Below are 14,158 nucleotides of genomic sequence, written 5' to 3'. Positions count from 1 at the left end.
CTTCGCCAGGACGCGCCGGTTCCCGCCCGGAGTCGGCCGGGTGGTCACCCCAGTGCGGGGCGTGTGCGGCGTGCGGTGTGTGCGGGCCCCTCCGCTGTGGTGAACCAGAACAGGGTCGCGCACAGGAAGGCCGCTGCTGCGAAGACCAGCGATTGTGTGACGGAGTCGTCCCGCGCGCCGGCGACGAGCGCGCCGGCCGCTGACAGTGCCAGGGCGACCGCCGGCAGCGCACGAGGGCGCCGCGTGACGTCTGGTGCGGCGGCGGGTGGCAGCAGCCGGGCCGCGAGGCAGTAGCAGGCGCAGGCCAGCAGTGTGGAGCCCAGTACGTCGCTGGGCCGGTGGTGGTAGGTGGCCTGGACGGCGCCGGCGGTGACGGCGAGCCACAGCATGCCGGCCGCCGTGACATAGGGGCGGATGCGGGGGGAAGCGATGAGGACGGCGCCGAGGGCCAGCCCGGCGGGGATGGCCACGTGCCCACTGGGGAAGCTCGGCTCGATGAGGCTGACGTGCGCGCCAACCAGGTCGGGGCGGGGCAGGATCACCTTACTGAGTGCCTCCGTGCCCCCGAGCGTGGCCATGACCACTCCGGCCGCCGCGCAGCCTTGCCACCAGCACCTCCGGACCAGAGTGACGGCCACGATGACCGCCATGCCCACGACCAGGGTGGGCATGGCAGCGTCCTCCAGCGGCGGCAGGGCCGGCGAATCGTAAGCCGCCCCCGACCAGTCGTAGATCCATGCCGGGTTGGCGCCGCTACTGTTGAACAGGGCATTTTCCGCCCGTTGCCCGAACGGTGTGCAGACGGCGATCAGGTAGACCGCCAGAAACCCCACGAGGCACAGCAGAGCTGAGATCCGTGGCCGTATCGTCCGCGAAGGGCTGCGTTCGGCCGTGGCTCCCGGGACCTGGCCGGGGGTGTCCGGGTGCGTGGACAGGGTCGAGGGGTCTTGCTGAGTCATCGTTCTCTCTCTATGTCCGTCGGCAGCAGTTCGGTCACGTGCCTCCTCTGGCACGCAATGGGCCGACAGGCTCGGCCGGCCCACCGGGGATCTGCTCCTATTCGAGGAGCGCCTGGCCCTGCTGGCGCTGGGCGGTGATCGCCAGGGCCGGGAGAGGCGCGATCAGGAGGAGGAGGACGACCAGGTCGGGCAAGGACTGCATGAACCAGTTCGGCTGGATGACGATCGCCTGCGTGCGGATGAACACGAACGCCGCGACGGGGATCAGCCACCGGTAATCCCCGGTTGCGGCCGTCGCCACCCACGCGGCGATCAGCGCAGCGACTTCGAGTGCGAACAGGCCGCGTTGGAAGGCCGGACCGATGGAGATGATGTGCAGGCCCCCGGCCACGAACATGGCGAGCACGACGGGCACCAGCCAGCGGTACGAGTGGCGTCGCAGCCGGCCAAGACGGCAGACCACCAACACGGCGCACGCGGTGCACAGTGTCCCCGACAGCACCAGGTCACGGGCCGATATCGGGGCGCCCAGCCCGTAGTAACCCAGGCCCACCTTGCCCTCGTCGCCGAAGAACGTATTGCTGTTGAACGTGGCACCGACGTAGATCATCGCTGCTGCGGCCGGCAGGGCGATCCACGGCTTGCCGCGCAGCAGGGCGATCAGGCAGACCAACGGAAGCAGCCCGTAGGGCAGGAGCCGGGTCCGCGTGCCGGGACCTTGCGCCCACGGGTACCAGCCGGAGAAGTGGAAGGCGATGGCATGCCGGCCGGGATCGATGCGCAGTCCCCAGTGCCAAACATCCTGCAGGTACGGCACCAGCGCCAGCGCGGCAAGGACGAGAGCGGTCAGATGGATGCCGTCCAGCCACCACGGCCGGGCCGTGTCGTCGACGACGGCACGGGCGCGGGCCTGCACCCCGGCACGCGCCAAGGCGACGACCTCCCGCGGCGGGGGCCAGGAACGGCCGGGATACGCCTCGGCCAGGCAGGCCAGCAACTCCTCACCCTGCCGGGAACGGTAGGGCTCGGGATAGGCCGCAAGCAGCAAACGGTTCATGCCGGGGCCGCCCCGACATCGCGCGAGCGTCCGATGACGACGGCCGCCGCCTGCTGCATCCGCAGCGCCTCCCGGCCGAGCGCCTCGGTGCCGTCCTCCGTGAGCCGGTAGTAGCGCCGTGCCCGCCCGTCCACGATCTCCTCATGGCCAGCGGCCACCAGCCCGGCCCGCTCCAAGCGCTCTAGCGCGCCATAGAGAGTGCCGACAGCGATCCGGAGCCGCCCGTCGGTGGCCTGCTCGGCAGCCTTGATGATGCCGTAACCGTGCAACGGCCCGTCCATGAGCGCAGCAAGGATGAAGTACTGCGGTTCCGTCAAGGACGGGTTCTGTCTTGTCATGCGTCGAGCATATATCGAGCTACGAAATATATCTGCCAGCCCTGGGTGATCACGGCAGCGCCTCCACGCCCGACCGGCGGGCGCGACGGCGGTCTCCTCGACGCACCCGTGCGGCATTGGCGGATGCTCACCGCGACCTGGTCCGGGCCGAGCGGAACGTCATTCCCACCGTGTCCGCCGGACCCGTCTCACCTCCGTTGAACTGCCCGTGGATCAGACTCTGTTCGCCCGGACCGGCCGCGCGCAGCCGGCGAGGCAGCGTTCGATGAGGCTTGACCCGAGCGGTCGCTCCCCCAGTGCCCCCGGGAAGCGCAGACAGCCGCCTGCGGGCGCATCAGCCTCGACGCCCGCACGGACAAACGAGGCAGCTCCTTGAACTCGGACTGCCGACTCTCGCCGCACACAACACAGCGGTGATCGCCATAGCCGCTCACCTTCCACCGATCGTCGCCAGCGACCTCTTCGGCATCCACGTCAGCACCGCGATCGAGTGAGCCGCACTGACACAGGACAGCTGGGCGGACTACCTGGCGGCCCGGAAAGGCACCGAATAGCGCACGGTTGGAACGCTGACTCTTCACCAGTACCGGCCTCGCCGCAGCCTGTTCCGGCCGACGACGGATGATGATCTGCACAGGTCAAAATGGCGTGTGAGTTCATAGGGGGATGCGGCAATGATCGAGGTCGAGCGCAACGGGGCCTTCAACGTCAACAGCGTCGGGATGAATCGATTGCCGTTCCCGCTGAGTTTCACCGTTCGTGAGGCCGACGGGTCGTGGCAGATCAGTGCTTCGGCGGCCCAGGCCAGTGAGTTGATCGATGTGCTCTCGCGCTCGGCGAACGACACGATCCTCGTCGTGGACCTTGCGACGAACAGCTTCCTGCACGAGGACTTCCAGCAGTGGCAGCCATCGTTGATCGCCGCTGAACAGGGGGCCGACTTCACCGTTCACCCGGTCGGGGCATGGGCTTCTGCCACCCCAGGACTCGGTGAGGAGATCCTGGCGATGCACCGCAACAGTCTGCCTCGGTTCCTGGATGGCAGCTGGTCGCCCTACGAGCTGTCTCTGGTCGACGCGCCGATGGTGCCGACCCCGGCCCAGCTTGACGAGATCGCCCTGGTCATTGGAACGGCTGCTCTCGACGAGCCGGTCCTACCTCGCCTCAAGGGCTCGCGCTTCTGGTATTCCGGGCATGACGACTGCTATCTGGCGGTCGAATCAACAGATCCGACTATGCCCGCATCGGTCCTGAGCCGTTTGCTGGCCCTGCTGGCCGGCTCTGCACTCGTCAGTGCCGGTGAAACCTCATCAGTGATGATCCCCGAACCGGACATCGCAACGATGGGCCAGCTGATCCGTGAAAGCCCCCACTGGATCGGAGTCGTTGGGGCCACGTCAGGAACCTTGGCGACCATCCACCTGTCTGCCTTGCCGCAGCGGTGGCGTCTCGGCCAAAAACCGCCCGCACACGTCGACCATACGGCGACGCTCGACCTGATCCGAGGCACCTGGCAGGTCGCCCCGCCGACAGACGGTGCCCTCTGATGGGCGAATAGTGCAGGGTCGGAACACTGCCTCTTCACGATTGAAGTGCTCTCCCGGCTGAGGCCGGGAGATTCCTGCTTACCTTGCGGCAGCGGGCTTGACGCGCTTCGCACGCCTGACGACTGCCCTCCCGGCAGCCGGGATGAGCGCGAGGCCCATCCGGTACAGGTGCAAGACGTTCCGGGCTGCGTTGTGGTCGGCGTTGCCCGACCAGCCGCAGTCGGGGTTCTTGCACACGAACACGGCCTGGCTCTCCCGGTTGCCGGGCGTGGTGAAGCCGCACGCCGAGCAGCGTTGGGAGGTGCCGGGGGCGGGGACCTTGTGCAGGGTGCCGCCGAGCCGGGCGGTCTTGTACGTCAGCATGGTGACCGTGCGGCCCCATGCCTCTTTGCTGATGGAGCGGTTCAGCCCGGACTTCTGGGCAACGTTCTTCCCTGGCTCCTCGATGGTTCCCCTGGCCGACTTGACCATGTTCGTGATGGTGAGTGCTTCGACCACGACGGTGCCGTATGTGCGGGCGATGGCGGTGGTCGTCTGGTGCTGCCGGTCCAGGGCCCCGCGCTCGGCTTTCGCGCGGAGTCCTGCGATCTGGTCGTAGGTGCGGTGCAGCCGGCGGCTGGTGCGCTCGCCGGGCTTGCGGTGCTGCTTGCGCTGCGCGGCGCGCCGCTCCAGGTGCAGAAGCCTGGCCTTCTCCTTCTTTGTCAGCCATTCACCGTGCTCGTACGTCTCGCCGTCCGAGAGGGCGATGGGCACGGTGACGCCCACGTCGATGCCGGCTTCCGGCCCCTGGTGGGGCTCGGGCTTGACCTCAACGCTCTGGACACGGAAGGCGATGTGCCAGCCGAGCGCGTCCTTGACCAGCCGTGCCCCGGTGATCCGGTTCTCCGCGCCTGCGTGCTTGCCCACGGGCAGGTCCTTGGTCCACCGGAACCGGAACCGGAGCCGGCCGCGGGACGCGGCGATGGCGCCGACGGTTCCGTCCGGTGCGAGCACCGGGGCAGGTGAGACCACCCCGGTGCCGACAGCCCACCTCTGCCGCGGTGGCAGCGCGTCTCAGCGGACCGTCACGTTGAAGACCGGCGAGGCCGTGGTGCCGCTGACGATGCGCAGGTCGTTCTTGCCCTTCAGCCCGAGCTTGACGCCGAGCGAGTAGGAACCGTCCCGCGAGATGCTCGTGGACGCGGGCAGGCTGACCCACTTGCCGTGCTGCTTCTGCTGAAGGGTCACCTTGCTGCCCGCCTTGAGACCGGTGGTCCGACCCGTGACCCGGAACAGCTGCCAGGCGCGGACGGAGGACACCGACGGATTGGCCGTGATGCCGGCCTTGGCGGGCACGGCCTTCTGCGCGACGACGACAGGGGTTGCGGTGTGCACGGCCGGGGTTGCTGCCATCGCGGTGCCCATAAGGGCGAGGGAGGCCGCGCCGAGGACACCGACGACGGCTAGGCGCAGGGAGCGCCGCTTTGAGACCATCACAGATCTGCCCCTTCTATGGTGAGAACAGCCTTTCGCGCCAAAGGGCACCTACGTGTCGATTGGCGTAGTCACTAGAAACGACGGCACAGCGGCGGCAGACGTTCATCGGGGCTTTGTCACTGTCTTGTAACAGCCGAGTGGGGCCGGGGCGATGGCGCCTGGAACAGCTCGGCGGCGAGGTGGCGGCGGCCGGCACCCCACGGCCTCGTCATGCCGGCGTGGGCGACCCGAGCGGCCCGCACGCCGCAAAGCGGAGCGAGGCGGTGCCCATGGGTCATGTTGTGGGCGCTCTCCGCTCCAGTCTCCGGACGGGTGAACTCCACACTCCCCCAGCAGCTCCACCACGGCGGCCTCGTCGACATGCAGCGGCTCCCGGATCAGCAACCCGCCGTTCGCCGTGCGTTGCGCTCGTATCGGGAGCCTACTGAGATGTCCCGGTGGGGTGTGAATGGCGTAAGAGTCGAGTGTCGAGTGAGTAATGCTGAGTTCAAGCGAGACGCGGTGGGGCTGATCCGGTCTCTCGGGTGGACGCTGGCCGAAGTCGCCCTACCGCCACTTCACCATCGCCCGGGTCTCCGCATCCGGTCACGCCAGCCTCCAGGCGGCCCGGCGGTCGGCGAGGCACGGGCTCGCAAGAACCCAGCCCTGGTTGCCGGAGCCACGGGGGAGGTCCTCTTGGGCCGTCGGCCGCTCGCGGCGCACGAGTCCTGTACTGACTCGGCTGACGACCGGCCACAGCCGTGCAGAACGACCGCAAGGCAACGACCGCTTTGACGGTTGCTTTCGCCGTCTGCCGCCACCACCCGAGCGACTGGTTCAGCTCCTTGCTCGCCGGATTCGAATCCATCGACGCCCGTCGCATCACCGTTTCCACCATGAACGGTCATGGGTCCAAGGGGTTCAGATCCTCGCCCGCAAGCCGACCCCGCACCGCCACGTTTCCACTCGCTGACACTGCGGCCGGGAAGACACATCCACGGGTATTGACGATTACTCCTCTATGGCCTATCGATCGATCCATCGGGAAGATACGCCTCCTTCCGTCAGGCCGATCCACAAGTCCTGAGCATTGCTCACCACACGTTCTCGTTCTCGGCGCGGGTGGGCACGGGTGCCGGTGACGCCCATGACGGCCGCGGCGTACTCGCGGGCCTGTCTCCCCGGAGCTCGGTTCCGTCAGGACGAGCGAAGCCCGTATCCCAGGGCGCGCCTCAGCGCGACGTGGGTAAGCCAGGCCGTCCCAAAGGTAAACGGAGCGGCGGTGTTGCCGGAAGGGCCGGGAATGGCGGAGCAGATCGCCATGACGGCGAGCGGGATCCAGACCCGGAGCAGCGTGTGCTGAACGGCCGCCGAGCCCGGCGCGAGCCTGGCCAGGAAGGGGACGAGGAGCCCGATCACGGCGAACGGGATGGTGAGGCCCGTGTGCTTCGCCGCCTCGAACACCGTCAAGGCGAGCAGGAAGAGGCCGAGCACGCCCCAGGCGAAACGTGCGGCCCAGGACGCCGGACTCGTCGCGGCACTGGCGGTCTCACGTGTCATGGTGTCGGGCCAGCCTCGCCCTGCAGTTCCCGCAGTCGGTCAATGATCAGCGTCATGGTGTACATCCTCCCGTATGTGAGCTGCTGGCGTCCCAGCATCCGGCCGCCCCCGGGCCGCGGCGACGGACGTCGCCTCACGTGCCACGTTGGCCGGGTCGGCAAGCCCGACGACGTGGCCGACATCGCCGCGTTCCTCACCTCGCACGACGCGCGGTGGGTCACTGGGAAGGTGATCGGCGCGACCGGTGGCGTCAGGCTGTGACCGGCCCGTGCCCCCGGCACCGTCACCGTCGTCACCGTGAGACGCCCGACAGCAACATCGCGCCACCGCCACGGTAGGCAGACCGACGTGCGCCCAGGCGTAGCTCCGGTCGAGGATGCGCGATGGGCGCCGCCGCAGCACCTCGATGACCGGCAGGGCACCGACGAGCAGGGCTGCGGCGGCACTGGGGTCGACGAGGCCCACCAGGTGGACGAGGTGGATATGCGCACCGGCGGAGCGCGGTGCCGCCGAGCGAGACCGCGGTGGCCGGGAGCGCGACGGCCAAGGTGAGAGGTTGGCCGGCGCGCTCATCACGTGCAACGTGTGCCCGGCGCGCCGCATCGCGGGGACGGTCATGACGCTGCCCCCTACGCCGAGGAAGGCCGCGACCGCGCCGATGGGGGCGCCGAGGGCGGCCGACAGCGACTGCGGTCCCCCTGCCGGCTCTCGCCACCCGCCTCGCCCCGCCGGCGCTGATTCTCTGGTTGTTCGTCGCGTACGCGGCCATCACTATCCGATGTTCCCCAAGGTCGCAGATCAATCTCAGCGCCAACCACGGTTCCATTGGCGCGTGCTCGGCGCCCTCCGCGGCAGCACTGGGCTGCTCCTCTTGCTGGTGGACGCCTCCTGACCGATCACAGCCTGCCGCTGCGGTCCCGGGTCGCGGCTGCCATCGTCCTGCTCTACGCGCAACCGCTCAGCCGCATTGTCCGCCTCACCGTCGACGACGTGGTCCACGACGGCGACCAGGTCCTCCATGGCTCGACGAACCGACATCCCCAGACCCCGGACCGGTCGCCGATCTCCTGCTCAGCTGGATCGACAGCCGGCGAAGAACGATTCCTTGACCTCCTCGAAGCCCTCGCCCTGTAGATGTCGACCTGCGGGACGATGAAGCGCCGCGCACGGCCTACAAGCGAAGGTTGATGAACTCCGAGGCACCGTCGGGCGCGTCGGTGATGTCCCCGGAGTGCTCGCCCTCGACCTGTGTGAGCGCGGTGTACGACAGCCAACAGACGGTCGTGTACAAGGCGTTCAGGAGCAGCGCGGAAAGGTCGAAGTCGGTGGTGCGGCTGGTCTGCTTCCAGTGGACGAAGAACCGGAGCAGTTCCCCGTCGGCTGGGGAGAGGGAGCCACGGGGCAGCACACCGAGCTCGGCGGCCGTCGCCTTGCCGCTGAGCGGGAGCGCGACGTCGAGGACGTCGGGGTCGATCAGCAAGTGCCCCGGCTCCGGGAGACGGCGGCTCGTCTCGGCGCCCAGCGCGGTGATCAGGCGCTTGCGCTCGGGCGGCAGCACGGCTGGGCGGGTATCCGTGGTGACCCGGGCGCGGCCGAGGCGGTTGACGAAGACACGGCGCCCGCCCGTCTCCTCCGTCCGATTGTGGAAGTGCTCACGTACCGACAGCAGGACCCGGCCGGAAGCCTGCGAGGCGACCTGCTCGGCGGCAGCCACGACGGCGTCGCGCTCGTCGTGGGTGCGACACGCGCGAAGCAGGCGGTCCAGGGAGCGGAACAGCTTGCCCGGGGCGGCCGTCAGCAGCCGTGCCGCCCCCATGGCGTCGTTCGTGCCGGGCAGCTTCTCGATGCGGCTGTCCGCTCCCTGGAGCGGTACGCCCGTCCCGGCGTCGATGCGGTCGCCCGGTACGTCGCCGAGCGCGACCCCGGCGCCCGCCGCCGTCAGTGAACCTCCAAAACCAACCGTCGGGCTACTTCCTGCCATGTCCAAGTGCATCTGGCAGATAGCGGCTCGCTGACCTGCGGAGGTGCCAGGTGGTTTGAGAACGCTGGTGGTCGGTGTTCTCAAACCACCTGGGCTTCGCGGAAGTCGCGTTCGCGGTAGAGGCAGAAGCCACTTCGACAGGACAGTCATGTCATGAGATCTGCACTGGTTGACTGAGCGTCTTCCTCAGGTCGCCGCTTCGGGGCGCCTCGCCCACGCACGTGGTCCATCTCGCGCCACTCCGGCCGCAGCCCAGTGAGGTTCGTGGTGAGGAAGTATGAGGCCCCGCCGGCGAGGAGCACTGGCACAAGTCCGACGGAGGCCACCGCCGCCCCAGCGATCAGTCCGCCGAGAGGGATACCGGCCCAGGCCAGCGAGTCGCCGAGCGCGTTGACCCGGCCCAGCATCCGGCGGGGCACCCGTTCGAAGAGGATGGCCCCCAGTACCGGGTTGAGGAAGCCCGCCCCGAATCCACTGACGGCGAACACGGCCAGTACCGCTCCCATCGGCGCATCGGAGGCGAGGATCAGGAATCTCGGCGCCCCGGCCAACAGGAATCCGGTGAAGAACACCACTCGGCGCCGCAGCCGGTGCGCGGCCATCGCAGCGATCAGGCTCCCACCGACCGCCGTGGCCCCCAGCACGCTGCCCGTCAAGCCGATGGCGGTCGGCCCGTTGCCGGACTCTCGGGCCCAGATGGGCATGAGCACCGCGGCGAAAGCTGCGTCCAGCAGGTTGGTGATCCCGACCACGACGATGACAGTGAGCAGCAACGGCTCGCTGCGCAGAAAGGTGAAGCCCTCGCCGAATCGTCGCCAGTAGCCCGGTCCCGTCCCGGCCTGCGAGGGGGTTTCCTCAGCTGCATGCCCCATGCCGCGAGGCAGCGCCAGTCCGATTATCACGGATCCGAGAGCAAAGCAACCGGCGTTGACGACAAGCCCCGTCAAGGGGCCGAACAGCGCCACCAGGGAACCGCCGGCCGCCGGGCCGATAGTGGAAGCGAGCCGCTCGGTCACGCCGGTCAGCCCAGTGGCCCGTTCCAGCGGCACCCGGCCGCGCTCGGCCGCCTCCGGGACCATGACCTCCTTGGCGAGATCGCCGGGGCCGCGGGCCGCGCCGATCAGCGCGACCAGGGTCAGCAGGAGCGGAAAGGAAAGCAGGTTCAGGGCGTGCAGCACGGGAACTGCAGCGGCGGCAGTTGCGCTGGCCAGATCGGTGGTCCAGGAAATGGCCCGCGGGCCTATCCGGTCCACCAGTGGCCCAGTGAACGCCTTGACCACCACGTAGGGAGTCATCTCGCAGAAGGCGACCAGCCCGGTCTGGGCGGCGCTGCCGGTCGTGACGAGCACGAACCAGGGCAAGGCAACGGCCGAGACCCGAGTGCCGGTCAGCGACACGGCCATGGCCGCCAGCACCCCGCCCAGCGGCCGTAAAGAGCGTTTGCTGGATGTGCCGTCGGCACCCGGGACGTCCGCCGTCACGACGTCTCCGTCCCTGTCGCTTTCTGAGGGCTGGAAGGGGCCGCCGAAGCGGCGGGCGCATCCAACTCAGGCAGAACGTGCGTGATAACGCCGACCCGCTCAGCTCCCTTGGGGGCACTTGCCGCCGCCTCTGGGGTATCCGGTCGGTAGCGGGCGATGACGTCCCTGAATTCCTGGTGCAGGGCAGTAGTCTCCTCGGGCGTGAGCCGCAGAGCCCAGTCGCTCATGTCGAAGTTGTCCCGCCACGCGCGGGGCATCGTCTGAAGCTCGTTGAGCGTCTGCTGCGCGCGAAGTGTGTAGGTGGCGGCCACCGACTGCAGGTAGGTCAATGCGGCCTCGGGTTCCCGGTCGGCCAGATTCGGGTCGCTGAACCACGTACTTTGGTGCACCGAACGCCACCAACGCTCTCGCGCGTTGCCGCGTTCCGTGTCCTCCTGGACGAACCCTGCCGCGCCGAGTTGGCGGAGGTGGTAGCTGGCCGTGCCGGAATTCACGCCCAGTCGCTCCGCGAGGCGGGTAGCCGTTGACGGGCCGTACTTCCGCAGCAGCCCTACCAACTGCACGCGCACCGGGTGCGCCAGGGCGCGCAGCCCCTTGGCATCCAGAACAACCGCGTCCGCTTCGGTGTTGGAGTCATCCGGCCTCTCGCTTGAGTCAGTCATACCGCGCACTCTAAACCGCAAACGGTTCTTCGCAAAGACTTCTTCGCGAAGAACCGTTTGCTGTCCTGGATAGCGGCTCGCTTACGGCCCGGGTGCGGGCCAGCACCTGGGCAGAGCCGGCAGGCGGGTTCCCGGACCGGCACAGAAGCTTGGCCAGAACCTGGGCGATGGCGGTCTCGGTGTCGTCGCGTCCCTGATCGACAAGAAGCTGGCGCGCGTGTCGCCAGATGAAGTCGGTGAACGGGCCCGGACCATGGGCTGATCACCTGACGCATAGCCTCGGTCGCTGCGAACTTCACCGCGTCCTCCGGTCCCACCCGGTCCGCCTGCCGGACGTCGACGACCAGCCCCGAACCGTCGTCCAACTGCGCGAAGTAATCCGGCGTGTGGGAGATTCGGCGCGTCGGCCCTGACCACGTCCCCCGGAACGGCTGCGAGGCCAGTCTCACCACCGCCGATCGTGATCGAGCAGCATCGCCCGGTCCCGCTCCAGCCAGGACTCGAACCCCACCAACGACCCCGTCGTCGCAGCCCAGTACCAGCCCGGAAAGTGCCGCTGTCCGCGGTAGGACGCGAAACGCCGGACAGGGTGCACCGACTCGATCGCGGCAACCTGGAGCAGGCCGGCGAGGCTCTTCAGCGTCCGGCCGAAGGCGTCGTACGCACGGGAGCCGCCCGTGAGCCGGTCCGCCGAGTCATACGTGTACGGGACCGTTTACCGGTCAGCAGATTGAGGGAGCCCGGGCCGACCGCGCCGGACGGAGCGCTCCCGGCGTCTCTGTCGAGTGTGGTCCCGACCGTCTGGGAATAGCCCTTGCGGCTCCCGTCCGTGAACACGGCCCATAGTTCGATCACGCCGTCCGAGGCCATCGATTCGGCCGCGTCCCAGACCAGGCCGGTGGCGTTTTTTCCCCCGTGACCGCGGCGGGCCAGGTGGAGAGCTTGCCGTCGGCGGAGGACACGTACAGTGCGGGCACGACATGCCAGGAGTCCTCGGGACCACGGCGGTACTCCCACGTCACCCCGGTGTAGGAAGTGAGCCCTTTGGCCGCGAGTCGAGAGCGGCGGGCCGTGGTGTCACCTTCGTGCGGCGACAGCACCGCCGCCCCGTCCACACCGATACCAAAGGCGCATTCGGCCAGGTGAGATGGTGCCGCCGGAGTCGACAGTCCTGGCGTACAGGGTGTGCCAGCCGTCGGCGGGCTTGACCGTGATGGTCAGCGGATCACCGCCGTTGCCGTCGACCGTGTCGTTGATCCGGTTCAGGACCTTCGGGTCGTCGAGTCCCCCAGAGATAGCCCTGCCCGTCGGACGAGGTGGTGTCCAGGACGTACTCGGCGCCGCCGGGGTCCTTTCGGTCCAGGTGTCCTTGGCGTAGGGCTCGCACTCGATGCGCGGTGCCGCCGGCAGCCCGGTGTTCATGACGAAGTTGGTGTACCCGGTCCAGTCGCCTTAGACGGTGCCGTCATGGCCTCGCACCCTGTACCGCAGATGCGAACCGGCCGGACAGGCGGACGCGGACGGAATCGTGACGGTCGCTGTGCCACCCGATGCCACGGCCGCGCTGGTCGCGGTGTACGTGTAGCTTCCGGCGTCCTTGTAGGCGGGGGCGGGGGTGATCTCGAACTGGTCCTTCTGACGCGGCGCCCAGACCGGGTCAGCTCCCGCGCAAGCGTGCGGGTGGACTTCACCGTCCACCGCAGCGGCGACATCGGATCGCCACGCACATCCGGCTCTACCAGCGCCAGCAGTGCCGACCGCAGCCCCGGATCCAGATCCGCGACCTGTTTGCGGCCCCCGCCCGGACGACGCACCCGCCCCAGGGACCCCTCGCCCGCCTCGAGTTCGAACACCGCTTGCGGACGGTCGTCTCGCTGACCGCGGCGGCCTGCGCGACGGCCCGGACACCGTCGTGCCGCAGTACCCGGGCCTCCGTACCCATCAACAGCCGCCGCTGCCGCTCGTCCAGATGCGGGAACAACACAGCAAACTTCACAGCGAGTTGGTCACGATTCTCGTTCGGGATGCGCATACCACACCAACGAGCTTCAGGACGGGAAGGAACACCTTGATTCTCTGCAAGCCCTCAAGCTCAGGCCGCGCAAGAGGTCGATCAGCTCACGGACTTCCGCACCCAGGCCCTGGCCCGGCTCGCCGCAGAGCACGAGGAGATCATCCGGCTCCGTAAAGCCGCCGTCGCAACAACTCGGGGCAGCCGCCTGCCGCCGCCCCGAACCACCGCCATCGGGACGACAGGGTGCTCGCTCTCGCATGCTGAAAGTAGACCTCCCCATCGATCAGACCGGGTCCTCGTCAGTCAGCGAAGGCATCGCGCGTGGACGCAGGACCATGAGCGAGCCTTCCAAGGTCGCCACCATGGCAAAGGGGAACCGGTCGACCTCAAGACAGAGCGCAACGTCATCAGGATGGACTCCTTGACGCACCCCCTCCGCCAGTTCGGCAGCGGCGCGCGACTCGGCAGCGCGGCGGAGGAACTCAGCAGCATCCGTCCCAGCCTCGGTGACCCTCCGAGCGATGTATTGAGCACACGCCAGATCTTCATCGGCCTGCCCATCCTCGCCAGTGACCACGAACGTGACACTGTCACTCTTGCGCGTCCGCAAGAGCCGAGCCGTTGCCTCCGCCACCACGAAGCTGGCGCACAGCACCAGCGGCGCCTCCTTGACCGCAAGGGCGCCGACTGTCCCTGCCGTGGTTTTCTGCACAACGGTCCGTCCGACAAGGTCAATAGACCGCAGCAGGCCCGGCGAGTTGACGGTGTCGAACCCGGGCGCGGGCGGGCCGTCTTTGAGCGCCACCCAATCCGGGTGGCGAGCCTTGAGCGCCAGGGCTTCGTCCAGCGACTCAGCAAGAACGATCTTTTCCGCCCCCTGGGCAAAGGCCCAGGCAGCCACGGTGAAAGCACGCATGACGTCGACTACGACCGCCGCGGACGGGGCTTCGACCAGATCAGCGATACCAAGGAAACGAGCGTCCATTCCGGCCATGATCGCGCATGCCCGACCCGAAGTACCCAGAGAATGATACGCATCACATCGATGGCCTCGGAATGCAACACCTCCGGCTGTCTGCGTCGCGAAAGTAGTCCGCAACGACA

General features: G+C 68.4%; 12 protein-coding genes and 3 pseudogenes. 2 read left to right on the top strand and 13 right to left on the bottom strand.

Features of this window, described 5'->3' with window-relative positions; all coding sequences use genetic code 11:
• Positions 1 to 44: 44 nt before the first annotated feature.
• From OG609_RS43520 to OG609_RS43510, 3 genes are all read right to left on the bottom strand, one after another.
• Positions 45 to 959, bottom strand: a complete 915-nt coding sequence (locus tag OG609_RS43520; RefSeq protein WP_327277772.1) for a phosphatase PAP2 family protein — start codon at positions 957 to 959, stop codon at positions 45 to 47.
• A gap of 97 nt (positions 960 to 1,056) precedes the next feature.
• The gene (locus OG609_RS43515) at positions 1,057 to 2,016 is read right to left on the bottom strand and encodes a hypothetical protein (RefSeq protein ID WP_327277771.1); all 960 of its coding nucleotides are present in this window, start codon (positions 2,014 to 2,016) and stop codon (positions 1,057 to 1,059) included.
• Complete coding sequence (locus OG609_RS43510) at positions 2,013 to 2,354, bottom strand: PadR family transcriptional regulator (RefSeq protein WP_093895425.1); 342 nt, start codon at positions 2,352 to 2,354, stop codon at positions 2,013 to 2,015. The genes OG609_RS43515 and OG609_RS43510 overlap by 4 nt, the downstream gene beginning before the upstream one ends.
• Positions 2,355 to 3,028: 674 nt before the next feature.
• Between OG609_RS43510 and OG609_RS43505 the strand changes: the two genes are divergently transcribed.
• Positions 3,029 to 3,901, top strand: a complete 873-nt coding sequence (locus OG609_RS43505) for a hypothetical protein (RefSeq protein ID WP_327277770.1) — start codon at positions 3,029 to 3,031, stop codon at positions 3,899 to 3,901.
• A gap of 78 nt (positions 3,902 to 3,979) precedes the next feature.
• Here the strand turns inward: OG609_RS43505 and OG609_RS43500 are convergent.
• The 3 genes and pseudogenes from OG609_RS43500 to OG609_RS43490 all read right to left on the bottom strand — a co-directional run.
• A pseudogene (locus tag OG609_RS43500) lies at positions 3,980 to 4,840 on the bottom strand (RNA-guided endonuclease InsQ/TnpB family protein); the annotation flags it as partial.
• A 114-nt stretch (positions 4,841 to 4,954) separates the two neighbouring features.
• Entirely contained in the window at positions 4,955 to 5,374 is a 420-nt protein-coding gene (locus OG609_RS43495) for a hypothetical protein (protein ID WP_327278386.1), read from the bottom strand.
• Between the two features lie 1,179 nt (positions 5,375 to 6,553).
• Positions 6,554 to 6,916 (bottom strand): hypothetical protein, encoded by a 363-nt coding sequence (locus OG609_RS43490; RefSeq protein ID WP_327277769.1) that lies wholly within the window; start codon positions 6,914 to 6,916, stop codon positions 6,554 to 6,556.
• 54 nt (positions 6,917 to 6,970) lie between these two features.
• Here OG609_RS43490 and OG609_RS46610 point away from each other — a divergent pair, with 54 nt between their 5' ends.
• Positions 6,971 to 7,177 carry an SDR family oxidoreductase gene (locus tag OG609_RS46610; RefSeq protein WP_385656230.1) on the top strand — a complete coding sequence of 69 codons (207 nt, stop codon included), beginning with the start codon at positions 6,971 to 6,973 and terminating at the stop codon, positions 7,175 to 7,177.
• 831 nt (positions 7,178 to 8,008) lie between these two features.
• On the opposite strand, the pseudogene OG609_RS43480 reads toward OG609_RS46610, so the two are convergent.
• From OG609_RS43480 to OG609_RS43450, 7 genes and pseudogenes are all read right to left on the bottom strand, one after another.
• Positions 8,009 to 8,771, bottom strand: a pseudogene (locus OG609_RS43480) (hypothetical protein); the annotation flags it as partial.
• 272 nt (positions 8,772 to 9,043) lie between these two features.
• The gene (locus OG609_RS43475; protein WP_327277768.1) at positions 9,044 to 10,378 is read right to left on the bottom strand and encodes an MFS transporter; all 1,335 of its coding nucleotides are present in this window, start codon (positions 10,376 to 10,378) and stop codon (positions 9,044 to 9,046) included.
• Positions 10,375 to 11,040 (bottom strand): ArsR/SmtB family transcription factor, encoded by a 666-nt coding sequence (locus tag OG609_RS43470; RefSeq protein WP_327277767.1) that lies wholly within the window; start codon positions 11,038 to 11,040, stop codon positions 10,375 to 10,377. The genes OG609_RS43475 and OG609_RS43470 overlap by 4 nt, the downstream gene beginning before the upstream one ends.
• Before the next feature lie 1,077 nt (positions 11,041 to 12,117).
• Positions 12,118 to 12,462, bottom strand: coding sequence for a hypothetical protein (locus OG609_RS43465; RefSeq protein ID WP_327277766.1), 345 nt, complete (start codon positions 12,460 to 12,462; stop codon positions 12,118 to 12,120).
• 30 nt (positions 12,463 to 12,492) lie between these two features.
• Positions 12,493 to 12,738: a hypothetical protein gene (locus tag OG609_RS43460; RefSeq protein ID WP_327278437.1), complete on the bottom strand. Its 246-nt coding sequence runs from the start codon at positions 12,736 to 12,738 to the stop codon at positions 12,493 to 12,495.
• Positions 12,678 to 13,072 (bottom strand): annotated as a pseudogene (locus OG609_RS43455) (ISAzo13-like element transposase-related protein); the annotation flags it as partial. The gene OG609_RS43460 and the pseudogene OG609_RS43455, both read right to left, overlap by 61 nt.
• A 265-nt stretch (positions 13,073 to 13,337) precedes the next feature.
• Positions 13,338 to 14,039 (bottom strand): 2-phosphosulfolactate phosphatase, encoded by a 702-nt coding sequence (locus OG609_RS43450; RefSeq protein ID WP_327277765.1) that lies wholly within the window; start codon positions 14,037 to 14,039, stop codon positions 13,338 to 13,340.
• Positions 14,040 to 14,158 lie beyond the last annotated feature (119 nt).

The sequence above is a fragment of the Streptomyces sp. NBC_01224 genome (assembly GCF_036002945.1).
GTDB lineage: Bacteria > Actinomycetota > Actinomycetes > Streptomycetales > Streptomycetaceae > Streptomyces.
Note: the sequence above shows the minus strand (reverse complement) of the source record. Positions and strands in the feature narration are given on the sequence as shown.

Coding starts and splice junctions, on each gene's coding strand:
- OG609_RS43495 (WP_327278386.1), bottom strand. CDS start 5,374: ATGGTCTCAAAGCGGCGCTCCCTGCGCCTAGCCGTCGTCGGTGTCCTC.
- OG609_RS46610 (WP_385656230.1), top strand. CDS start 6,971: ATGGTGTACATCCTCCCGTATGTGAGCTGCTGGCGTCCCAGCATCCGG.
- OG609_RS43510 (WP_093895425.1), bottom strand. CDS start 2,354: ATGACAAGACAGAACCCGTCCTTGACGGAACCGCAGTACTTCATCCTT.
- OG609_RS43450 (WP_327277765.1), bottom strand. CDS start 14,039: ATGGACGCTCGTTTCCTTGGTATCGCTGATCTGGTCGAAGCCCCGTCC.
- OG609_RS43515 (WP_327277771.1), bottom strand. CDS start 2,016: ATGAACCGTTTGCTGCTTGCGGCCTATCCCGAGCCCTACCGTTCCCGG.
- OG609_RS43520 (WP_327277772.1), bottom strand. CDS start 959: ATGACTCAGCAAGACCCCTCGACCCTGTCCACGCACCCGGACACCCCC.
- OG609_RS43490 (WP_327277769.1), bottom strand. CDS start 6,916: ATGACACGTGAGACCGCCAGTGCCGCGACGAGTCCGGCGTCCTGGGCC.
- OG609_RS43465 (WP_327277766.1), bottom strand. CDS start 12,462: ATGAACACCGGGCTGCCGGCGGCACCGCGCATCGAGTGCGAGCCCTAC.
- OG609_RS43470 (WP_327277767.1), bottom strand. CDS start 11,040: ATGACTGACTCAAGCGAGAGGCCGGATGACTCCAACACCGAAGCGGAC.
- OG609_RS43505 (WP_327277770.1), top strand. CDS start 3,029: ATGATCGAGGTCGAGCGCAACGGGGCCTTCAACGTCAACAGCGTCGGG.